This is a genomic window from Candidatus Harpocratesius sp., from assembly GCF_054039255.1.
In genome coordinates, this window is record NZ_JBPLBG010000075.1 from 34,296 (window position 1) to 56,339 (window position 22,044).

The 22,044-nt window shown below is 30.4% G+C and carries 20 protein-coding genes; 13 read left to right on the forward strand and 7 right to left on the reverse strand.

Going from position 1 to position 22,044, the window contains the following annotated elements; genetic code table 11:
- Positions 1 to 52 precede the first annotated feature (52 nt).
- The 5 genes from ACXLDF_RS16915 (at position 53) to ACXLDF_RS16935 (ending at position 8,031) form a co-directional block, all read left to right on the forward strand.
- Positions 53 to 5,083 (forward strand): DUF3320 domain-containing protein, encoded by a 5,031-nt coding sequence (locus ACXLDF_RS16915; RefSeq protein ID WP_457559734.1) that lies wholly within the window; start codon positions 53 to 55, stop codon positions 5,081 to 5,083.
- 130 nt (positions 5,084 to 5,213) lie between these two features.
- Positions 5,214 to 5,615: a hypothetical protein gene (locus ACXLDF_RS16920; RefSeq protein WP_457559735.1), complete on the forward strand. Its 402-nt coding sequence runs from the start codon at positions 5,214 to 5,216 to the stop codon at positions 5,613 to 5,615.
- Between the two features lie 111 nt (positions 5,616 to 5,726).
- Entirely contained in the window at positions 5,727 to 6,710 is a 984-nt protein-coding gene (locus ACXLDF_RS16925; protein WP_457559736.1) for a DMT family transporter, read from the forward strand.
- Between the two features lie 89 nt (positions 6,711 to 6,799).
- On the forward strand, positions 6,800 to 7,579 hold the full coding sequence (locus ACXLDF_RS16930; protein WP_457559737.1) for a 2TM domain-containing protein: 780 nt from the start codon (positions 6,800 to 6,802) through the stop codon (positions 7,577 to 7,579).
- Positions 7,580 to 7,683: 104 nt separating this feature from the next.
- Positions 7,684 to 8,031 (forward strand): cupin domain-containing protein, encoded by a 348-nt coding sequence (locus tag ACXLDF_RS16935; protein ID WP_457559738.1) that lies wholly within the window; start codon positions 7,684 to 7,686, stop codon positions 8,029 to 8,031.
- Between the two features lie 279 nt (positions 8,032 to 8,310).
- Here ACXLDF_RS16935 and ACXLDF_RS16940 read toward each other — a convergent pair whose 3' ends face one another.
- Positions 8,311 to 8,946, reverse strand: a complete 636-nt coding sequence (locus ACXLDF_RS16940; RefSeq protein WP_457559739.1) for a hypothetical protein — start codon at positions 8,944 to 8,946, stop codon at positions 8,311 to 8,313.
- Between the two features lie 270 nt (positions 8,947 to 9,216).
- Between ACXLDF_RS16940 and ACXLDF_RS16945 the strand changes: the two genes are divergently transcribed.
- A complete protein-coding gene (locus tag ACXLDF_RS16945) occupies positions 9,217 to 9,963 on the forward strand; it encodes a hypothetical protein (protein ID WP_457559740.1) in 747 nt (248 codons plus the stop codon).
- 78 nt (positions 9,964 to 10,041) lie between these two features.
- On the opposite strand, the gene ACXLDF_RS16950 is transcribed toward ACXLDF_RS16945, so the two are convergent.
- Complete coding sequence (locus ACXLDF_RS16950; RefSeq protein ID WP_457559741.1) at positions 10,042 to 11,235, reverse strand: M20 metallopeptidase family protein; 1,194 nt, start codon at positions 11,233 to 11,235, stop codon at positions 10,042 to 10,044.
- A 228-nt stretch (positions 11,236 to 11,463) separates the two neighbouring features.
- On the opposite strand from ACXLDF_RS16950, the gene ACXLDF_RS16955 reads away from it, so the two are divergent.
- The 4 genes from ACXLDF_RS16955 to ACXLDF_RS16970 all read left to right on the forward strand — a co-directional run bounded on the left by ACXLDF_RS16955 (position 11,464) and on the right by ACXLDF_RS16970 (position 15,428).
- Positions 11,464 to 13,161: a glycerol-3-phosphate dehydrogenase/oxidase gene (locus ACXLDF_RS16955; RefSeq protein WP_457559742.1), complete on the forward strand. Its 1,698-nt coding sequence runs from the start codon at positions 11,464 to 11,466 to the stop codon at positions 13,159 to 13,161.
- 171 nt (positions 13,162 to 13,332) lie between these two features.
- Complete coding sequence (locus tag ACXLDF_RS16960; protein ID WP_457559743.1) at positions 13,333 to 13,728, forward strand: hypothetical protein; 396 nt, start codon at positions 13,333 to 13,335, stop codon at positions 13,726 to 13,728.
- Positions 13,729 to 13,905: 177 nt separating this feature from the next.
- On the forward strand, positions 13,906 to 14,820 hold the full coding sequence (locus ACXLDF_RS16965) for a PhzF family phenazine biosynthesis protein (RefSeq protein WP_457559744.1): 915 nt from the start codon (positions 13,906 to 13,908) through the stop codon (positions 14,818 to 14,820).
- A 59-nt stretch (positions 14,821 to 14,879) separates the two neighbouring features.
- Positions 14,880 to 15,428 (forward strand): gamma carbonic anhydrase family protein, encoded by a 549-nt coding sequence (locus ACXLDF_RS16970; protein WP_457559745.1) that lies wholly within the window; start codon positions 14,880 to 14,882, stop codon positions 15,426 to 15,428.
- Positions 15,429 to 15,505: 77 nt separating this feature from the next.
- On the opposite strand, the gene ACXLDF_RS16975 is transcribed toward ACXLDF_RS16970, so the two are convergent.
- A complete protein-coding gene (locus ACXLDF_RS16975; protein ID WP_457559746.1) occupies positions 15,506 to 16,540 on the reverse strand; it encodes a zinc-binding dehydrogenase in 1,035 nt (344 codons plus the stop codon).
- 66 nt (positions 16,541 to 16,606) lie between these two features.
- On the reverse strand, positions 16,607 to 17,272 hold the full coding sequence (locus ACXLDF_RS16980; protein ID WP_457559747.1) for a hypothetical protein: 666 nt from the start codon (positions 17,270 to 17,272) through the stop codon (positions 16,607 to 16,609).
- A gap of 248 nt (positions 17,273 to 17,520) precedes the next feature.
- Here ACXLDF_RS16980 and ACXLDF_RS16985 point away from each other — a divergent pair, with 248 nt between their 5' ends.
- The gene (locus ACXLDF_RS16985; protein WP_457559748.1) at positions 17,521 to 18,069 is read left to right on the forward strand and encodes a Rab family GTPase; all 549 of its coding nucleotides are present in this window, start codon (positions 17,521 to 17,523) and stop codon (positions 18,067 to 18,069) included.
- 6 nt (positions 18,070 to 18,075) lie between these two features.
- On the opposite strand, the gene ACXLDF_RS16990 is transcribed toward ACXLDF_RS16985, so the two are convergent.
- Positions 18,076 to 18,465 (reverse strand): hypothetical protein, encoded by a 390-nt coding sequence (locus ACXLDF_RS16990; protein WP_457559749.1) that lies wholly within the window; start codon positions 18,463 to 18,465, stop codon positions 18,076 to 18,078.
- Positions 18,466 to 18,583: 118 nt separating this feature from the next.
- On the reverse strand, positions 18,584 to 19,795 hold the full coding sequence (locus tag ACXLDF_RS16995; protein ID WP_457559750.1) for a DUF401 family protein: 1,212 nt from the start codon (positions 19,793 to 19,795) through the stop codon (positions 18,584 to 18,586).
- 58 nt (positions 19,796 to 19,853) lie between these two features.
- Between ACXLDF_RS16995 and ACXLDF_RS17000 the strand changes: the two genes are divergently transcribed.
- Positions 19,854 to 20,558, forward strand: a complete 705-nt coding sequence (locus ACXLDF_RS17000) for an MBL fold metallo-hydrolase (protein ID WP_457559751.1) — start codon at positions 19,854 to 19,856, stop codon at positions 20,556 to 20,558.
- A 122-nt stretch (positions 20,559 to 20,680) separates the two neighbouring features.
- Positions 20,681 to 20,854, forward strand: a complete 174-nt coding sequence (locus ACXLDF_RS17005) for a hypothetical protein (protein WP_457559752.1) — start codon at positions 20,681 to 20,683, stop codon at positions 20,852 to 20,854.
- A gap of 62 nt (positions 20,855 to 20,916) precedes the next feature.
- Here ACXLDF_RS17005 and mtnA read toward each other — a convergent pair whose 3' ends face one another.
- Complete coding sequence (mtnA, locus tag ACXLDF_RS17010) at positions 20,917 to 21,954, reverse strand: S-methyl-5-thioribose-1-phosphate isomerase (protein WP_457559753.1); 1,038 nt, start codon at positions 21,952 to 21,954, stop codon at positions 20,917 to 20,919.
- Positions 21,955 to 22,044: the final 90 nt, after the last annotated feature.

Below are 22,044 nucleotides of genomic sequence, written 5' to 3' on the forward strand. Positions count from 1 at the left end.
TTTTTAATCATAGAAAAACTTTATTTTCTTTTAACACCCAGCAATAGTTATAGTGGTGCAACCTCCAGGATTTCGACCTTTGGAAAAGCGATCAGATGAAAATTGTAAAAATTGTGCAAATTTCTCTCAAGCTTATGATGGATTTTGTATTAAGTATGGAATAAAAATTACACAAGAATATATGGTTTGTGAATTATTTCTACCCAGAGGATCTACTTTTTGTCCATTTTGTTCAGCACAAATTGAAGAAAATTTAACAATTTGCCCACACTGTCAATCTGATTTAATATCAGAAATTTCTGAACAGAGTAATATTAAAGGTGAAGGGTCAGAAGATCAAGATTCAATTCGAATTCATCAGTTTAAAGTAGAAAAAGTTGACTATACGCCCAAATTTGAGAAAAGATTTCGAATTTGGAAACAATACTTATTGGATCTTAGTAAACGTAATTTTCAATTGAATTTTCGACCTCATTCAAAGCGTACGATAGAAATTATTTCACCTTCTTTAAGTTCTTTATTCCAACTGCTTGTAGGTGAAGAAAAACGCCTTCATTTTCAACCAGTATTCCATCCTGATTCTGTAATTAAACGAAAATTGCAATCACAATCAATAAGCGAGAAGAAGAAAGATAAGAGGAGAGAAAAGGAAGAATATAGAGAAGAAGATAAAAAGAAAGAAGATGAGAGAAATCAAAAAATCAAACTCTTGTATGAACAAGCTCTATTTAAAATTCTTGAATCACCTCCACCAAATAAAATGGTTGCAAATGTCGATGACAAAGTATTAGAAAAGCGTCTTTCTCGATTTGTAGCTAAAAATCAAAATTTTTTAGAAGAAAAAGGTGTAAATGCACTTTACTTTACTTTTGGTTTGTTTAAATGGCAGGAAAAAAATAGTAATGAGTTTAATTACAGCCCAATTCTTTTTGTTCCAATAAAAATAAGTCGTGTTTCTGTCAAAACCCTTTACACTGTTCAAATTTTAGATGAAAATCTCATTATCAACCCTTCTTTGATGCAAAAGATGAAAATTGATTTTAATTTTCAATTTCCTTCTTATGAAGGAGAATATTCAAAAGAGCAGATATTGAAGTATTTTGAACTACTTTCACAAAAAATTGAATCACATCCTGCCTGGGAAATAACTTTTCGCACATTTATTAGTTTTTTTGCATTTAACAAAATTCCATTATTTCAAGATCTGTATGATTTCAAGCCATTATTTTTTAAACATCCATTTATTCTTAGCCTGGCTGAACTTTCTCATTACTCTCAAAAAATTGACACATCGAAATTAAGTGAAGAGAGAACTAAAAATGAAGAAGCAATAAACGCTTTTTCTATTCTTGATATAGATTATAGTCAATTACAAGCGGTATCTTATATCGAACAAGGTTATTCATGCGTGATTAGAGGACCACCTGGTACAGGGAAAAGCCAATGTATTGCCAATATTATTGCTGAATGTCTTTCAGATAATGAAAAAGTTTTATTTGTTGCTCAAAAATCGGCCGCTTTGGAAGTGGTAAAAGAACGGTTGGATAAGACTGGAATTGGTGAATTTTGTTTAGAATTACATTCAGATAAATCTAATAAACGTCAAGTTATGGATCAAATTAGTCATACTTATAACACGGAGCTAAAACCGTTTGTGGTTCCTAATGAAAAATATCATTCCTTATCACGCTTGAAACAGCATTTAAATTCGTATGTTAGCGAAATTAATAAACCATTTGGTCCAACTGAATGTTTGATTGAACAAAAATTGGCTGCCTTAGATCAATTACGCGAAATTAAAGAATTTTCAGGCCGTATTCCAAATATTGATGCATTTGATGAGAATGATTTAGATGAAATTGAAGATATTTTATCTACGATTGAAGATTTTTCTGATATCCGAGCGAATTATGATTCTTTTTCATGGCGTCTTTGTTCATTTAGTCAACCTCCTGAATATACTTATCTTGAAATCCAAGAAGCATTGCTAAATTTTCAAATTGCTTTAACAATTTTTCAAGAAAAATTAGAATTATTTTATCATCGTTATGGCTTTAAATCTATTAATTCTCCTTCAGATTTAGAAAAATTAACTGAATTCTTTTCTTTTTATTCTTTGATAAGTTTAAATATAGATATTAATGAAATAGAACAAGAGTATATCAGTAATTTCAATAATACCAAGCGTTTTTTTTCCATAACATTTTATCAATATCGGAAAAAATTTATTTCAAAAATTTTAATACGTAAAAATCGATTTGAACTTATTAAGAATCATATACAACGTATAAAATTAGTTCAAAATTCATTTCTTGATAAGAATATTTATCAAACAAGTCATAATTTGGCTAATAATAATCCTCAATTATTTTACACTCATTTTGATGAATTAAATAATTATCTACAATCGTTACTAAAAATACAAAACAGTCCAATTCTGGCAAAATTACCAATAACTAATATAAATATCATAGAATCTGATAATTATTGGAATCAATTAACAAAATGGTGTTCATTTTGGCAAAAAGAACTTAAATCGTATTCTAAATGGGTAGAATTTTCTAAAAGTATAAAGCAACTTAAATCTAAACAACTTGATTTTTTAATAAAAGAATTAATGATTTCGGAAATTTCTCCTAATTTTGCTTCCAAATTCCGAAAAACTTACTTGATTCAGTGGTTAGAGCGTGTAATTCAATCAAATCCCTCCCTTTATAGATTTCGAATAGAGAAATACTCAAAAAACATTCAAAATTTCAAAGAAATTGATGCCAATCTATTACGTATCAATCGATATCGATTAGCAAAACGATTGTTTGAAAATCGGCCTATCGCTCCATGGCTTTACCAAGATGATGAGATTACTGAAATCGGTTTTTTAAATCGTGAATTAATAAAACGAAGAAATATTAAGCCGTTACGAGACATTTTAGATTACAGTAGAGATTACCTTTTAACTCTTAAACCATGTTTATTAATGAGTCCTCTCTCAGTTGCGACCTATCTGCCTTTAGAGAGATTTTATCAATATTTTGATTTGGTAATATTTGATGAGGCTTCTCAAATTTGTACTGAAGATGCAATTGGTGCTATTATTCGAGGAAAACAAGTAGTGGTAGTAGGTGATGAGAAACAATTACCTCCTACTCGATTTTTTACATCACAGCTATTTGATGAATCAGAATTTACTGATCCTGATTTATCATCATACGAAAGCGTGTTAGAAGAAGCCATGGTTATTGGATTACCCGTTTTTACATTAAAAAATCATTATCGATCAAAACGGGAAAATTTGATTGTTTTTTCCAACTATAATTATTATTCCCACATGCTTAATACATTCCCGGATATATTTAGAGATATTTCAACAAGTGCTATCAATTTTCATTACATTAAAGAAGGAAAATATGATAGAGGAAAATCACGAACTAATAAGGTTGAAGCAGAAGCAGTTGCAAATGCTATCTTAGAACATTATCAAAATAATAAAGTTCAGAAGCGATCCCTTAGTTTAGGGGTAATTGCATTTAATGAGGCCCAAATGGATGCAATTCAAAAAGCTTTGGCAAAAAAGTTAAAAGCAAATCTTGAAAAGGAGAAATTGGTGGATTACATTGGTCCTGAGCGTCTTTTTATTAAAAATATTGAAAATGTCCAAGGAAATGAACGAGATGTCATATTTTTCTCTATTGGGTATGGATATGATTACAATGAAGAATTTAGATTAAATTTTGGGGCTCTAAATCAAATGGGTGGTGAACGCCGCTTAAATGTAGCAATAACACGAGCTCGATATCGCATGGAAATCTTCTGCTCTTTCAATCCAAATGAAATTGATTTTAAGCGCACTCAAAGTAAAGGTTTGCGTGATTTTTTTCAATTCTTACAATTTGTTTATTCTCAAACAATAAAAAATGCAAACAACAATACTGGTGTAATTTCAAATTCTGGAACTCTTTTACAAGCTTCATTAACTCTAAAAACTGATTTACAGCGCTCTATTGCGAATAAAATAAAGGATCAAGGTTTCAATGTAGATATTGGGGTTGGTAAATCCAAAAACCAAATTGATATTGCAATTGTGCATCCTTTTGATTCATCCAGATATATTTTAGGTATTATTCTAGATCATGGAAGTTATGCGTTTGCTCCTAATGCAACTGAACGATTTCGAATTCGACCTTATGTTCTTAAGAGTTTAGATTGGAATCTATATCATATTTATTCTATTGAGTGGTTTCAAAATTATAAAAAGATCTTGAAGGAAATATCAGAAATAATATATAAACTCTGTACATTAGAAAAAGAGAGAGTGAAAAGTCAAACTTCATCAATTTCATCTACAAAGGCACTTTATCAATATAAGCAAAATTCATCTTCTAATCAGACTAATATTTCAGAAACTAAAGAAATTACTGAATCAAGCACCTTTTTTGTATTTAATAAGCAAGATCTAGAATTATTGACAAGTCAAAGGCGAAATAGTGCAATTTTCCGGAAAAAATTATTATCTATTTCAGGAGTCGAAGAATATAAAATTGTATGCTTTGATGAAAATTTTTCTATTGATGATTTTCATGATCCTGCATATGAAAGACTAATTGAAGAGTATATTCGAGAAATTGTTACAAAAGAAGGGCCAATTCACTTTGATCTTCTCGTTTCACGAATGTCTACTCTTTTTGGATACAAGAAGAAATCTAATTATGTAAAGCAGAAAATATCTGATTTAATTTTCTCTCGAGATATTGTTGATTACAAAAGTGAACCAGGATTTTTACTACCTAAAGATCATAAAACTCAATTATCATTTAAATGTCGGATAGCTTTACATCCGAAAGATGATCCTCGTAAATTTAACATGATTTCACTTTATGAAATCTCGAATTGTATTCTTTTTGTTTTAAAAGATGGTGGTAAAATGCCTTTAGAATCTTTACAGCGCGTCGTTATGAATTTCTTTGGAAAACGATCAACTTCTCATGCTACATTAGACCATTTTCTTAAAGCTATAAGACAACTAAAGAAAAATCATTTAATTAGAGTACAAATGAAAATTGCATCATTAATTAAAATGGAATAGAATTATACCCATTATAATTTTCTATTTTTTGAGTTAAAATTGATTTAGCTTTTTTTAATTAAGTACACCCCTTTTTTTAATTACTTTATGAAATAAGAACATATATATTAATACGTATATTTAAAAGGGTATGGTACAAATTCTTTTGATATTTAATCAAAAATACAGCAAATTAATAGGGAAATATTTAAAGAAATTGGAAATCCACCCTCAAGATATTGTATTTATCACTGAATCTGAAAAAAAATTTATAAATATGAAATCAGAAATTGCAAAACGAAATCTTTTGTTAGTAATTATTCAAAATGTGGATGCTATTCTTTATTTTGCTGGAGAAGATCTTTCTGAAGATTCTTTTACAGATTTACAAATAGAAATTGGTAAAGAAAGAAAGATCCCCGTTTTTCCTATTCTAATACCTGGAACTGATGGAATTGTTCCTAATGTGTTAAAAAATCAAATTCCTATTAATATGGCTTCAAAAATTCTAAAACAGAAAATTTGGATGGAAATTAAAAGAAATTATGAATGATTCTTATTTTCTCTGATTTAGAAGGTAAAATATAAATAATTATATTTATTGTAAAAAGAGAGAAATAAAGATAAAAAAAAAATAAAAAAACCTTATTTAATTTTAATTCCTATGAACCTAAATTCCCAAAAAAAGCAATCTTGGCGTGGTTCACCCGCTTTTTCTTATGCACTTGCCTTATTTACTTTCTTAATTTGGGGAACATCTTTTACAGCTGGAAAGTTCATATCTCCAACTCCATTTTCTCCAATCATTGTTACTTTTTATAGGACAGTAATTGGTGCATTCACAATATTTTGCATTTTGGTTATTAAGGGACAACTCACTGATTGGTTTAATTCATTTCGTAAATTTCTCTGGCAAATTTTAGCGATTGGAGTGTTGCTATATGCAATTGCTTTTTTTATGGAATATTGGTCTTTATCGCGTACAGAATCATCAAATCAAGCAGTTCTTAGTAATACTATGATTTTTTGGGTTGTGATAATAAATACAATATTTTATAAACAAAAACCTACTAAAAACTTCCTTGTAGGCTTGATTTTGGCAATAAGTGGCGTGATATTAATTTTAATTTCTGATGAATTTAATTTTAGCAATGATACATTACCTGGAGATCTCGGCACTTTGGTTGCCTATTTTATTTGGGGGGCATACAGTGCATTTACAGCTAAAATAAATGAACAAATTGATCCTCTTTTCACCACCCTTTCTGTTTTTCTTAGTTCTCTTTTTCTTCTTCTTCCTATTGCAATTATTACAGGAGGGCTTGAAGCAATTTGTGGCTTATCTAGTATCAATTGGATTGCACTCTTATATCTTGGTATCTTCTGTGGAGGAATTGCTTTCTATACATATAATTTAGCATTGTCAAATAAAAGCATCTCTTCTGAATATATTGTGATTTTTTCGTTAATAAATCCAATTATAGGTACAGTTGCAGGGGTTTTTTTACTACATGAGACTCTTTTTCTGCGTGAAGTTGTTGGAATCTGTTTAATTCTAGTTGCTATTACTGTTGCAAATAAAAATCCACGTTATCGACATGTTGCTGGCAAAAAATTTGATGAGACTAACATGAGTGGAAAAGATTAACATGCTAAAAAATGGGCTCTTCAACCTTCTTAATTCAAAGATTTTTTGATAAAATTATTAAAAATCACATCACAAAAATTGGTGGAAAAATGTCATATATTAATAATAATGATTCAAACTTTACTTCTCGGCTTCCAAATCGCGGTTATTATAGTCCAAAATCTTACGCTAATGCTCGCAGCAGTCTTCGATCTCATTGGATTACATTCTTAAGCGTAAACTCTTTCCTTTTTCTACTTAATCTTTTATCAGGATATGAGTATCCTTGGCATATATTCCCGCTGTTTTCGTGGGGTATTGGTATTGGAATTCACACAGCAGTTGTACTTATTCGCTCTAAATATTCAAACCGATCTGATCGGGAATTTTACATCCATTTCGCAGTGTATTTGATTGTAAATGCATTTATATTAATGATAAACTTACTAAGTGTAAGTGGCGTATGGTTTATTTGGCCTGTTTTAACTTGGGGTATTGGATTGGGTTGTCATGCTGTAGCATACAATGCCAAACGCCGTAAGTTGATGGGTCTTCATGTTTCAAAATATTATTCACTCTGGTATCCTGGAATTGTTTGTATCTTTTTAGCTTTTGTTGATTTAATTACAGGTGGAGATTTTGGATGGTTCTTGTGGCCCACAATACCAATCATGTTAATTGCATATATTTCTATTGATCATTCTGTTAACAAACAACATTACCGAGAAATGCGTAGGGAATCTTTACCTTTAGTAGGTTCCGCTAATAATTCAAATAATTCACAACAATATTCTCAATCTAATGTAAAAATTAAATACTGCCCGCGGTGCGGTGAAGAGATTGAGCCTAATTTTCTATTTTGTGAATATTGCGGGCAGAAACTTCATTGATTTAATTGTACAGTTCTGATTAATTCTTTTTTTTCCTATTTTTATAGTTAGTGCGAATGTGAATAATTTAAAATACACCTTTCTTATTTCAATCTTGATTAAAAATGATTATTAAATCACTTAATGATGTTCCCAAAGAGCCAGTAACTGTTTACGGATCAACGAAAACAACCATCCAATGGTTTAGAAAACCTTCAGAATCAACTCATTTTATGCTTCGACGGTTTGAAATTGGACCACAAGGTCAAATCGGAATTCATTCACATCCAGAAGAACATCAAATGTTCATATTGAAAGGTCCAATTGAATTATTAAATGAAAAAGGGGCAAAAACAGTAGTAGAATCAAATCAATTTGTTTATATGCCTCCAAATGAACCTCATGGCTATAATAATCCCAATGAATATACAGTTGAATTACTTTGCGGAATCCCGAAATTGAACAGTAATTAGTAAATATTTAACGTTCTAACTATTTTTTTTTCAAGAGTGATCAAAATTATTAAAGATCTTTTGTTTTTTATCAGAATGTGATGAGAGAATAAAAAAATGAACGATTAAAAACAATCAAGATCAATAAAATTCTAAGTTTACTGAAGTACAATTTTGTTCGAATGAAGAATTAAAATTTTTTTTGAATTTGTAAATTCGAGCAAATTTCCAGCAATTTTTACACAAATTGTTAGATTTTTCAAGAAAAAGAAGTGATTCGTATAATTTAGTTAAAATTTTTTATTTTTTCCAAATTTCTTCCTTCCAATGGCGCATTGTAACGAAAAATTTCTTGATTAAAGGATGATCAAGATCCACTCCACGTATTTTGAATGTTTCTCGCCACGCATCTTCTATATCTCCTGGAAGAAGTAATATTTCAAAATCTTCTTTTGTATGAATAAATCTCAAATAACCATCAATTATTTCTTCATTTATGATACGTGAGCCAAAAAAACGATTTATTTTTGCAGAAAATTCATAAAACTGTCTCATTGGTTCAATACAATTAGTTCGATAACGAAGAACCAGATAATTATCCCATTGTTCATTATCTCCCTTTTTTTCAGATTTTTTAAGCCAAGGTGCAAAAAGATTTTCAATTGATAAATTTTCTTGAAGAAATTCATCAAAAAGATATACATACATAGAATATTGGCGTTCATAAATTTTCGCAAAATCATCTTGAGATTGGAAATCGATGCGAATGTAAGGTTTTCTGTTGATTTTATGAATTTGACAATTTTTACCGTATAATTCAAAAAAAGCTTTTGATACTCTTTCAATAAGTTGTTCTTCCGATAAATCTTTTTCATTTGTGGCTTCAATCGAAATTTCCAAAAAGATTGGAGCTGTTAAATTATCGGAACATTTCATAATTCTATAAAAACCCAGTTGTTTATAAAATTCTTCTTATACACAATAATTCACAATGAGTGTAGATTAGTTTTGCAGATTTTAATATGAGTGCCTCTTCTTTATGGATATCTATCCAATGATTTTGATGATTTATTTTGTTATCTGGACTTATTTGCATATAATTAACATTTATTTAAGAAAAACAAAAATAAGATGTCGTTTTTTCTAATTTTGTTTTCATTTTTTTTCCAAAAACATTTAGCCTTATTTTCTTTTTAATTGATTAATATGGTATCAACAGTAATTCTTCAAGTATATGTGATTTATGGCTTAATTTTAATGCTTTTTATTTATTTATCAATTAAAGCTTTAGCTCGAAAACGAAATCGTATATCAATTACTCTTGCATTAGTCTTCATCATTCCTGCTATCGGAATTTTAATTAATATTTTATATCGCGCAATAGATATATATGAATTTAATATAATTGGGAATAAGCTTACTATCACATTATCCTGTTTGGGACTTCTAAATATCTATTTTTTTGATCAAATCATCCGAAAATCTCAAGTTGGATTTCCTTTAAGAAGACAGATTCTTTATACTTTCATTTACATATTTTTATTATCAGTATTATTCTTTATTCCAGATGGTGTTGTTTTTGAATATAAAAACGGGCTTCAAGGTATTGAAGGATATAACCAAAAATCAGTGGATCCTTTAGATTTAGGTGTTCCTGTTTGGTCTACTGCATTCTTTTTATATGGGATTGTGATTTCTCAGAGTCTAGTTGTTTTAATTATTACTACTGGTATTAAACAGTATAAAGAAATTGGGCGAGCCAGCATTTATGGGAAAAAATACATAATGACTCTTTCAGGAATGATTTTAATGGATTTAGTAATAGTGGGAAGTTTTGTCTTTAATTGGTTAAATTCAGAAATTGGGCGAAAGATCAATTTAATTATAAATATTGGTATAGTTCCTGCAGTAATATTACTCTATATGGGATTGAAAGAAGAAAAAGAGCACTAAGAATTATTAAAGAAAAATTGAATATTGCATTCAAAATCATTAATACTAAAAATGAGAATTAGAATGCTTTAAATAATTTTAAATCGAATCAGAGAAAGCTAAAAGCGAGTATATTGCCGCTGCTTTCCACAATACATCTTCATCAATATTGAATTTGGCATGATGGTGAGGATAAATAATGTCCTTTTCTTTATTTTGAATTCCTAAAAAAAGGAATACACCATCAGTTTCCTGTTGATAAAAGGCAAAATCTTCTCCTCCCATTGTTGGTTCTACTTCGGTAACAGGTCCGAGATCTTTTAGAATTGGTTCAATTTTCTTAACAAGATGTGTTGAGTTCTTTACAGATGGATAAGACACTCCCAGAAGTTTTAGTTCACATTCACATCGCCAAGCTTTTGCGTACAGAGTACAAATTTCCTTTATTCGTTTTAATACATACATTCGATCATTTTCATCAAAGGTACGCAAAGTTCCTGAGAGAATTGCCTTTGAGGGGATAATATTACCAGCATTACTTCCATGAAATTCAGGAGTTGTAATAAGAACAGTATGTAATGGATTAATTTCTCGTGTAACCAACTTTTGGAGTGCGTCATATATTTCACTCACCACAATGGTTGGATCGATAGATAATTGGGGAAAAGCCGCGTGTCCGCCTCTTCCTGTAATTATAATTTGGAACATATCTGCTGAAGCCATAAGAATGCCTGGATTCAACCCTATTGTACCAGATTGAAGTGGTAGCCATACATGAATACCATATATTTGATCAACATCTTGTAAATGCCCTTCATTCACGATTTTCTGAGCTCCTCCTCCACCTTCTTCAGCTGGTTGAAAAATTAATTTTAATGTTCCATGTAGATATGAACGATATTGATTAATTATTTTAGCTGCCCCCAGCAAAGAAGCCATATGTGCATCGTGACCGCATGCATGCATAATTCCAGGATTTTTACTTCTATATTCTACTAAGTTTTCTTCTGAAATCGCCAAAGCGTCCATATCTGCTCGTAAAGCAATGCATGTTCCTGGTAATTCTCCTGTGATTTTAGCGATTACTCCTGTCTTTGCTGTTATTTTGCCTTCAATTCCCATTTTTTTTAATTCTTTTAAAATAAAATCTTGAGTATTTTTTTCTTGATACTGTAATTCGGGATGTTGATGAAAATAGCGCCGAATTTTTACCAAATAGTCTTGAATTCCTTTACACGCCTCTAATAATTCATTTTTTATTGAAATGAGGCTTTTTTCCTTTTTTTCAGTCATGGGACGTTATTGCACATCATTTATTTGAATAATATGAAAAATACGAATGTATGTATTAATATTTTTGATACTAACTCAATTCCATTTTTTACATTTAGAATAAAAAAAGTGAAAAAGTCAAATTCTAGCGAATTCTAGAAAAGTTTGAGCAATATTTTTAATAATACGGCCTTCTTATCGAATATTAATTAATATTTCAAATAAATAGTAAATGATGTGAATGCATGAATGTCTAACTCAATTGTTAAAATAGATTGGTCAAATAATTATCGGCAAGATCATATCAAACAACTGAAATCTGAAGAATTTGATTTAGTAATAATTGGTGGGGGTATTACAGGAGCAGGAATCGCACGAGAAGCGGCTCTTCGTGGAATAAAGACTGCGTTGATCGACATGAATGATTTTGCTTTTGGGACTTCATCTCGCTCTTCGAAATTAGCCCATGGTGGATTTCGTTATCTTTCTCAAGCTGAATTTAAACTCGTTCGAGAAGCAACAACTGAGCGAAATTGGCTGAGATCTCACTTCTCCCATAATTGTCGACCGCTGAAAATGTATATGATTGCAGATAAAAAGATGGGTATTACTCCCAAAGATGTTAAAATTGGAATTTGCCTATATGATTTTCTCTCTAATTGCTGTTCCAAATTTAAACAGTATGCCAAACACAAATTTTACACAAAAGAAGAAGCAGAAAAAATTCAACCAAATATGCGCTTTGATGATCTTCAGATGATTGGTGAATATTATGATACAAATGTAGATGATGCTCGTTTGACTCTTGAAACTATAAAGGAAGCAGTATTTCTTGGATCAACAATTGCTGTTAATTACATTAAAGCGGAAGGATTTGAACGTAAAAATGGAAAGATTATTTCCCTTAAAGTCCATGATTTAATTTCAAACGAGCAATTTCATATTAAAGGACGACATTTCATTAATGCTACAGGAATTTGGACGGATGATTTGTTACCACCTGGCCATCGAAAGGTAATTCGGCCCACTAAAGGGGTTCATGTTGCAGTGCCTATTAAAAAAATAGGGAATCGTGATGGAATTGGCTTAAAATCAATTGATGATGGGCGGGTATTTTTTGTCCTTAATCGAGAGGATATAACTTTAATTGGTACAACTGATACAGATTACATTGATAAAAGAAATGGTCAACCAAATGAAGATCTTGCTCAACCATATTGTACTAAAGAAGATTGTGATTATCTTTTTCATACTGTCAATTATTTGTTTCCTAAGGCAAACTTGACTTATGACGATATTATTTCAACATATGCAGGTATTCGTCCGCTTGTTATGGAAAAAGGCAAATCTGAGAGTGAAGTATCCCGTAAACACGTAATCTTAGATACCAATGATGGATTAACAACTTTATGCGGAGGAAAACTAACAACCTATCGAAAAATGGCTGAAGACTTGCTATTTCACCTTTTTAAAAAGGATCCCGAACTTGCTACCAGAATTCCTAAGAAAATGAAAAGGAAGAATTTTTCTCGACGTCCATTCTTGGTTAATCTTACTAAACAAGAGTGGCGAAAGTTTCTTCAACAGACTTCAACAACACTTTCAGAACAGATTTTAAGTTATTTATATCAACAATATGGCAAAGGTGCAATAGAAATTGTAATAATGGTAAAAAATAATTCTGATTTAGGTGTTCCGCTTTTATCTGGTCATCCATTCATTCCTGCAGAAATTGAATACATTATTGAACATGAATATGTAGTGCATTTAGTAGACATACTTCGCCGACGAACTGAAATTTTCATGAAAGTTCGACATGATCAACAAGAAGTAATTGCTGAAAAAGTGGCAAAAATTCTCGCTGTAAATATGAAATGGGACTCTGAACGAATTCAAAATGAAATCCAAGATTACATTTATCATATTCGCAAAACAATTTGGTTTTAATTGACATTATTCCTTTTTTTTAATTTAAACTAATTCGCACCTTATTCGCATTTATTTAAATTTACAAATTATGAACCAATACAGAATACATATAATTCTAAAGCAGTATTTTTAAATCTCGATATTGAGATAAATATGTTAAATTAGAAGAAGGGAGACTGGTGGTAATTTTTGCATAAGGGGAATTTATTTAAGGCTGATGATTTAATTCGCGCCAGAGAATCTTTAGCACGAGTTACGCTCCTAAAGGAACAAAGAAAAATAGTTGATCAATTGGTTCAAGTTGCATTAAACTATATTGAAATGGAAGAATTGGCTATGCGTGGTTTCTTTTTGATGGCAATTCAAGAATGGCAAAAAAAGAGAATGGTACCAATTGGAGAATTTAGAACAATGATTCCTGAAGCTCGAAAGAAATACGTAACCGAAATGTTTCATGAATTGGAGCGAATTTTATTGCATACCTTAAATCGTGATGCGTATATTCCACTCATTAAGCGAGCTGTGAAAGAATCTTTGGATTATTATGTTTCACATTTTGCATATCGAGCTGTTGCAAAAGAATAGAGATTAAATTTAAATTTTAAGAATTTCACAATTTTTACTTTTTCTAAAATTCTTTCGCCTTTTCTCTTTGACAATTGAATATAAATAATTGCTTGAAAACTTTTTTGGCTTTATTTACTTTTATTTCTTATTGAAGAATATGTATTTTTACTTCCTTCTTTAAGAAGGTGAATCCCCATGCTTAATTTAAAATATTATGTTGTTGATGTGTTTGCTCAAGAACGTTTTACTGGAAATCAAGTTGCTGTTGTTGTAGTAGAGAACCCTCTTGATGAAGAAATAATGTTAAAAATTGCTCAAGAAATGAATTTTCGAGAGACAAGTTTTATCTCATCTGAACCTAATAATGCAGGTCACTATGATGTGCGAATTTTCACCCCAAAGAAGGAAGTCGCTTTTTCTGGTCATCCAACTTTGGGAACTGCATTTGTTATCAACCATTTTCTTTCATTTGGTGCAAAAAAGCAAATTTCACTTCAACTTAAATCAGGTGTTACTTTTGTGGAATATATGGATTTGAAAAAAAATGGTTCGAATTTTATTTCAAAGCAAAAAACAATTCTTTTATCCGATCAAAAAGAACCCGAATTTGGACACATTTTCGAACCAGTTTTACTTTCACGTGTATTAGGTCTTGAACCCGCAGAAATTGATAATCGTTTTCCAATTCAAGAAGTCTTTAGTGGGTTAGGTTTTATTATTGTTCCAATTAAAACACTCCAAAGTATAAAAAACATTCAAATTAACGTAGAGCGATACAATTGGTTAGTACAAAAAGCAAAAGCAAAAGTAATTCTTGCATTTTGTCCCGAAACTGAGTATTCTGAACACGATATTCATTCTCGAGTTTTTGCCCATTACTATAACATTCCTGAAGATGCTGCTTCAGGAAGTGGTTCAGGTTGTTTGGGTGCATATCTAATTAAAAATAATTATTTTCAAAAGAATTTCATTGAATTGCATATTGAACAAGGTTATGAAATTGGTCGTCCCTCCCTAATTGTAGTAAAAGCAGAACTTCAAGATGATCAAATTCAAGTGAATATTGGGGGGCGCGTAATTTTAACTGCGAAAGGAGAAATCATCATATAAATAAATTATTCCAAATTAATCAAATTAAGAATTAATTAGTAAAATAACGGTGAAAAAAAATGATTATTCCATCTCCGAATTCAGGAAAAATTCCAAAAATATCTACACATGCATTTGTAGCTCCTACAGCTATAATTATTGGTGATGTTACTATTGAACCTGGTGCTAATATTTGGTACGGTGCAGTTTTACGGGGTGATATTTGTAGTATATATGTCGGAAAGAATACTTCTATCCAAGATAATGCTGTTTTACATTCAGATTACGATACTGAATGTTGGGTAGGAGAAAATATTATTGTAGGGCATAAAGCAACTGTTCATGGACCATGCAAGGTAGGAAATAATTGTATGATCGGTATTGATTCTGTTATACTACAAGGAACGACAGTGGGTGAAGGAACAATCGTTGCTGCTGGTGCTGTAGCACGAAAGGAAGTACCCTCTTTAGCGTTAGTTGCAGGTGTTCCAGCAAAAAAAATTCGCGATTTATCACCAGATTTTCCTGAAAAAGCAAGAAAAGATGCTATGCATTATGTTGAGATAAGTCGCAAATATATTGAATTAGGTTATAATCATCCTGGAATTGAGAAATATTGGTGCGAATAAGTTTGATGTTAAAAATACTTTTTTTATTTACTTATGCATTTTTTATTTTATTCGCGAATTAAAAAAAAAGCTGATAATTAAATTTCAATAACGATTTTTCCGAAGTGATTACCAATTTTTAAAAAATGTTCTGCTTCTTTAACATTATCTAAAGAATATATAGAATCTATTAATGGAATTAATTTTCTCTCAAATATTAACTGCATTACTTTAAGAAATTCATGATGGTTACTCATTGTTGAACCAATCAGGGAAATTTGTTTCCAAAAGAGATTTCTTATATCAATCGCTGTTGTTGGGCCAGTTGTCGCTCCACAAGTGATTAATTTTCCTCCTTTGGATAATAATTTAATACTTTTGCTAAAAGTTGCTTTTCCAACACTATCTATCACGATATCAATTCCATGCTCTTTGGTAATTTCTTTATAGATTTTTTTAGTATAATTAGGTATTTCATTGTAATTTATTACATAATCTGCACCTAATTTCTTAGCTTTTTCCACTTTCTCATGTGAACTTGTAGTTGTAATCACTTTTGCTCCAAAAAATTTAGCGATTTGAATAGCTGCAATGCTTACACCACCACTTGCTCCTTGAATTAAAACAAAATCATTTTGCTTAATTTTGGCTTTTGACACTAACATACGCCATGCTGTTAAAAATGTTAGCGCACCAGCAGCAGCTTCTTTAAGTCCGAAATAATCTGGAATTTTTAATGCATTTTGAGTAGGAATAGTAAAATACTCTGCAAATGTTCCATCTTGATGTTCACCTTTAATGGAAAAATATTTACAAAGACTTTGTTGACCTGCTACACAAAATTCGCACTGATTACAGCCAATTCCAGGATTGATTACCACTTTATCTCCTTTTCTAAAATTTGATACATTTGTTCCGACTTCTTTCACAATTCCAGAACCATCACTACCCATAATATGAGGTAATTTCAAGTGTAAACCTGGCCACCCTTGTAATACAAATAGATCGAGGTGATTTACTGATGCAAATTTCGTTTGAATTAATATTTCTGAAGGATTTACTTCTGGAATCGGAAGATCTCCATATTTAATTTGGGATATATTTCCATGTTGAAGAAAATAAGCCGCTTTCATAAGATTGATTTATTTTTTATATTTATAAATATCAGTCAAATTAATCATAAACTAATCTACACCCAACTATTGAAGATTTTTTTTAATTTCTCGTCCCTTTTTAATGATGACAGCTATCCAAATAAATATTAATAATATAGAGAGAAAAAAGGGAATGAAAAAAACTACAAATGTGGAGATATTTAAATCTTTTGACATTGTATAAAGAAAAGCTGATAACATCAAAGCAATAAACACAACAATGGGGAAAAAAATGCATAATTCCAAAACAAATATTTTTTTTAAGTGTTTTACTGTTTTGTCTTGTTGTAATAATGATCTCCCTGTCTGTTGTCGAAATTCAATGTCCTTTGAAACAAAAGCAGTTATTGAGAATAAAGAAGATAATCCTCCAATATAAGTTGGGAGAAACTTGAAAAATATATCCAATATCTCTATATATGGGCTAATTGGGTATAATAAAATTAAATAGAGTGCAATAATTATAACCATCACTACAGTAAAATATACTGCTCTATATTTTTTAGGAAGAATATCATTTCGAAGATGTGAAATCACAAAATTCCAATTTATTAATAACATCAATAACCAGATAAAACAAAACCCAAAATGCAGCCAAGTTGCTCGTTTATTTTCAAAACTAATAACTAAAAATTCACTTAAGCTTATAAGAATAAAAATTAATGAACTACAAATTTTCAAATAGTCGAAATTTTTTCTAGTTTTTTTCATGAGTTAATATACTTCTTTGATCAAGTTGATTGTGTGTGCAAATTTAATGAAAATTCCAAAAATAGAATTAAATTTAGTAGATTTTTCTATTTGAAAATTCATTAAAGATTATTTATGTCATTATTATTATTAATATTATATAATTTGATAATGTGGTTACAAATATGTGATATTAAATAGAGCTAGGAAAAAATTTATGAATCTGTGTTAGTAAGGGGATCACAATAAAACATTGGAGTGATTTCTTAGTGCAGAATTCTGTTGTTAAAATTGCAATTTTAGGTGATGGTGGGGTAGGAAAAACATCATTACTTAGAGCGAAAAAAGAAATGACATTTATTGAAGAAAGCCAAATAACAATAGGTGTTGATATTGCGGTCATTCCATTTGAACTAAAGCATGTTAACAATATTAATTCTGCATTTTTAGCAGTTGATCTAGGTGGCCAGCCCCGTTTTCATTTTATTCATGATGCGTATTTAAAAGGTGTTAAATCCGCTATGATCGTTTATGATCTTACAAGATATCCTTCATTTCTCTCAATTCCAATGTGGTATGAACTGATATATCATGAAAATCCAATGATTCCTGTTTTTATTGTAGGAACTAAAAAAGATTTAGTTGATCCTTCATTGTTAGGTTCATTTGATGAAGAATTTTCTCAATTGAAAGAATCACTCCCTAACAGCAAGAATATTATAGGAAATTATTATATTTCAGCGAAAACAAAAGAAGGCATTGCTGAATTATTTGAAACTTGTGAAAAAATGATGAAATACTATTATTCAATGGAATAATAATATTTATTTTCCAATAGGAAGCCAAAAATTACATATTTCACATTTTGTTACTGAAACTAATCTTTCTGGACCACATCTAATTCGATGAAATTTCATATCCCCTCCACATCGAGGGCATAAATTATTAGTTTGTGATGAAATATTAACTGTAGAAGTATGAGATGATGGCACTTTTATTATATTTGAATCAGTTCTTGTTTTTGAAGCACTATTTGTTTGTTTTGTTCTTGAAGCTGAAGATGAACTTTTAATGTGCTTTTTCGTTGATTTTTTTTTCTTTCTGGCTTTAGTCCATCTTCCTTTTTTATCTCTTGGGAGAGTTTTCCAATGTTCTGAACGACGGGAGGTTGATTTAATGTTTTTTCTGTTTTTTATTGATTTTTTTGCTCCCATCTCGATCGACTCCATACTTCTTTATATTCACTTTATTTTCTCAAATATTAATTCATTTTAATTCCTTAAAAAAAAATGGTAAGTTAATTTTTATCAATATCATGATCACCTATAAGTTTTAATTAACAAAAAGGAGATATACAAAATATATTGAAAACAGTATCATCAATGAAAAGATGGCAGGGAAAAGTAGTGCTTTTAAGCTGGATCTATAATCTGTATTAAAATACTTTATCGAATAGGCTAAGCAAGGGTGTAATGGTGTAAGTAGATATCCAATAAAAATAGCTGTATATAAGGAAACAAAATCAAAAATAGGCATAATGCTAATTTGATTTTGAATAAGGTAAATTGGAATTAACAATGAAAAAGGCATTTGATTTCTTCCAGTTGCAAATCCAAGGAAAAATCCTAGAATCAATAAAAGAATAAAATGCATTTGAAGATTTCCAATTTGAACTGGCACATCAGAAGAATTAAATACATTTAAAAAATAAAAGATTGCAAAAATCAAAAGAGGAAAACGCCAGATTTTCATATCTTTCATTAACTTTGGTATTAGCTTAATTTCATAAGAAGTAAAATAAAAAATTAGAAGAATACTGATGATTAAGCCTAAAATTGTAATTATTTCAGGGTATTCAAAATCAAAAAAGAGGCGGGTAAAAAGATCGAGAATTGGCGCAATTAGAATAGGTAATAAATTTCGAAATACTCTTTTCAAATTCCTAGTATTATTTCTTGGTTCCTCTTGAAGCGGACGAATTAAAAAGATGTATCCTGCAATACCCATTACTAAGAAAGATGGAATTAAAAAGAGAACTGTCTTGTATTGTTTTAATCCTGCAATTACTGTACAGATTAAAATTACTTGAGATAAAGGATAAATGAAAACTAACAAATGTCGAAACCATACATTGATTGCCACTTTCTGAGAACCAGAAATTTTAGGATCTATTTGATCGACCATTGGCGCAGACATTAAAGCCCCACCAGCAACAGGAAGCAATCCAAATAATGCAGGCGTTACCATTAATGCCACTTTTTTAGAAATATTCATTTTTTCAATAGCTTCCATCATTAAATTGGTTTTTTCCATTAATCCTCCTAATAATGGGATGAATAACATTATTAAAGCTAAAAAAATTGTTGAAATATTTGTTATTGTGTTGAAAAATATTAAAAATATTGGAACTTGAGTTAATATTCCAAAAATTGTTGTTCCAATAAAGAGAACTAAGCTTAAATCTTGCTTTGAGAAAATTAAAATCAGTATAATTATTCCAATAAAACTGATCCATGAAGGTGGAAATGAAAATTGTAGAAGCACAATTTCTCAAATTCTCGTTACTTTAAAAATAAAGGTGTTTTATTTCTAAGATGATATCATGGGTCAACTAACTGTGGTATATGAAAATCATCCACATCCTAATCGAGTTGATTTGGAACCCGCTCATGGATTCAGTGTTTTAATTGAAACTAATGGTATAAAAATTTTATTTGATACTGGATGGGATGGTGATTTGCTTTTACAAAATCTTAATAATCTTAACCTTTCATTACTTGATTTAGAAGCAGTATTTATCTCTCACAGACATTGGGATCATGCAGGCGGGATTCCTAAAGTACTCACACTCAGCCATCCCAAGCATATTTTTCTTCCATCTGATTACAGTTTAGTTCAACCGAAAGAATTTTTACGATATGCTCCTTCGCTTCAGATTCATCGAATGGGTGAAAAAGGGGGACTTGATGGGCTTAATTCTTCTCTTTTTTCTTCTGGAACATTAAAATCTAAAATAAATATTGGCGAACATGCATTACTCTTACGCTCTGAGCGATTTGATGGAAATTTAATAATAGTCGGCTGTCTTCATCCTGGTTTGAAATCTTTTATAAATGCAACTAGAGACTTTGGTGAAGTTAAAGCTTTTTTAGGAGGAATGCATGGATTTAATGATGTAAAATATCTTGAAAAATCAGGCATTTCTCATCTTTTTGCAGGTCATTGCACCCGAAATCCTGATATTCTCCAGACATGTCAATCAGTAAAATATTTCCCCATTTATGTCGGATTTCAAATGAAGTTTTAATTTGAAAAAATTATTATTCCTTTTTTTATCAGTACATGCAAGGATTGAATCAAAAGGATTTAATATTCAACTCACAAATATAAGAATATTACTTAATCAAATTTAATAGTCGATTGTTGAAAATGTCTGGTAGAATATTTAAATGTCCGAAATGCGGTAATGAAGATCGTCGAAAAATACAAGAAAAAGACGATAACAGTCAAAGACCTCTATATTTCAGCATGCAAGGAAGTCCAGTCTACCCGAAAAAACTTCATTGTGGTGCTTGTGGATATGAATGGCCAAAAAATGGTTAAAATTAACTAATAATTCTTTTTTACTAAAATCTACTTTTTTTTTAATTATTGTCACTATATAACTAGAGATAGTGCGTAAGCAGTTCTTTTGGGCTAAATAATCCATCTTCAGTAATAATTGCAGTTACTAAATCCATGGGAGTGGCATCGAATGCATAGTTTATGCATTCAACCCCATCTGGTACTATTGGTTTAGAAGCAATCCCCATTATTTTGGCAACTTCAAATTGACCGTCTCGTTGTTCAATAATAACATCTGATTCTTTTTGATCAAGGGCGAGTGTGCTACCTGGAGCAGCTACATAAAATGGGATATTATGATATTTGGCAACAATTGCTAACATATATGTTCCAATTTTGTTAAAAACTGCATCTGATACAATCCTATCGGCACCTACAATTATCTTTTGAATTAATCCCTTTCGCATTAATAGACCAGCGGTGTTGTCTGGTTCAATTTTTACTGGAATTTGATCATAATTAAGTTCCCATGCAGTTAATCGCGCTCCTTGTAATCTTGGTCGAGTTTCATCTGCTATTACTTGAATTTTTTTCTTTTCTTCTTCTACAGCCCACCGAATTGGTGCTAGTGCTGTGCCGTATAACACAGTTGCAAGAGATCCTGCATTACAATGAGTAAGAACCACATCATTATCTGATAAAAGCGATGCACCGTGTTTTCCAATTGCTTTATTACAATTTATATCTTCCTGCCACATTTTAAGTGCTTCTTCCAATAATCTTTCAGTTATTTGATCAATATCTGACTTTTCTGTTGGAATTATTTTTAACATGCGTTCGATTGCCCAAAAAAGATTTATTGCAGTTGGACGGGTATTTTTTAATAGATTAGCTGCTTGATGCATAGATTTTATAAAATTTTCGAAATTCTGATTTTGATTTTCTTGTGCTGCTAATACCATACCAAAAGCAGCTGCTACACCAATTGCAGGCGCTCCTCTAATATTCATATTCTTAATAATGCGCCCAATTTCTGCATGGGTTGATGCGATAATATACTCCAAGTGCCCAGGTAATTTTGTTTGATCAATTAATTTCACAGTTCGGGTTTCAACATCCCATTCAATAGTGGGGATCATACCCTTTCTAAAGAAATAAAATCGAAAAAACTTTTTGTTAAAATTGGATTACCTAATATAAGAGTATATACTGATTGAATCAATCGATTA

What these genes read in the sequence shown, in the direction of transcription:
- ACXLDF_RS16950 (WP_457559741.1), bottom strand. Translation starts at nt 11,235, where the DNA reads ATGACTGAAAAAAAGGAAAAAAGCCTCATTTCAATAAAAAATGAATTA.
- ACXLDF_RS16990 (WP_457559749.1), bottom strand. Translation starts at nt 18,465, where the DNA reads ATGGGAGCAAAAAAATCAATAAAAAACAGAAAAAACATTAAATCAACC.
- ACXLDF_RS16955 (WP_457559742.1), top strand. Translation starts at nt 11,464, where the DNA reads ATGTCTAACTCAATTGTTAAAATAGATTGGTCAAATAATTATCGGCAA.
- mtnA (WP_457559753.1), bottom strand. Translation starts at nt 21,954, where the DNA reads ATGATCCCCACTATTGAATGGGATGTTGAAACCCGAACTGTGAAATTA.
- ACXLDF_RS16975 (WP_457559746.1), bottom strand. Translation starts at nt 16,540, where the DNA reads ATGAAAGCGGCTTATTTTCTTCAACATGGAAATATATCCCAAATTAAA.
- ACXLDF_RS16980 (WP_457559747.1), bottom strand. Translation starts at nt 17,272, where the DNA reads ATGAAAAAAACTAGAAAAAATTTCGACTATTTGAAAATTTGTAGTTCA.
- ACXLDF_RS16920 (WP_457559735.1), top strand. Translation starts at nt 5,214, where the DNA reads ATGGTACAAATTCTTTTGATATTTAATCAAAAATACAGCAAATTAATA.
- ACXLDF_RS16940 (WP_457559739.1), bottom strand. Translation starts at nt 8,946, where the DNA reads ATGAAATGTTCCGATAATTTAACAGCTCCAATCTTTTTGGAAATTTCG.
- ACXLDF_RS16945 (WP_457559740.1), top strand. Translation starts at nt 9,217, where the DNA reads ATGGTATCAACAGTAATTCTTCAAGTATATGTGATTTATGGCTTAATT.
- ACXLDF_RS16930 (WP_457559737.1), top strand. Translation starts at nt 6,800, where the DNA reads ATGTCATATATTAATAATAATGATTCAAACTTTACTTCTCGGCTTCCA.
- ACXLDF_RS17005 (WP_457559752.1), top strand. Translation starts at nt 20,681, where the DNA reads ATGTCTGGTAGAATATTTAAATGTCCGAAATGCGGTAATGAAGATCGT.
- ACXLDF_RS16970 (WP_457559745.1), top strand. Translation starts at nt 14,880, where the DNA reads ATGATTATTCCATCTCCGAATTCAGGAAAAATTCCAAAAATATCTACA.
- ACXLDF_RS16965 (WP_457559744.1), top strand. Translation starts at nt 13,906, where the DNA reads ATGCTTAATTTAAAATATTATGTTGTTGATGTGTTTGCTCAAGAACGT.
- ACXLDF_RS17000 (WP_457559751.1), top strand. Translation starts at nt 19,854, where the DNA reads ATGGGTCAACTAACTGTGGTATATGAAAATCATCCACATCCTAATCGA.
- ACXLDF_RS16925 (WP_457559736.1), top strand. Translation starts at nt 5,727, where the DNA reads ATGAACCTAAATTCCCAAAAAAAGCAATCTTGGCGTGGTTCACCCGCT.
- ACXLDF_RS16935 (WP_457559738.1), top strand. Translation starts at nt 7,684, where the DNA reads ATGATTATTAAATCACTTAATGATGTTCCCAAAGAGCCAGTAACTGTT.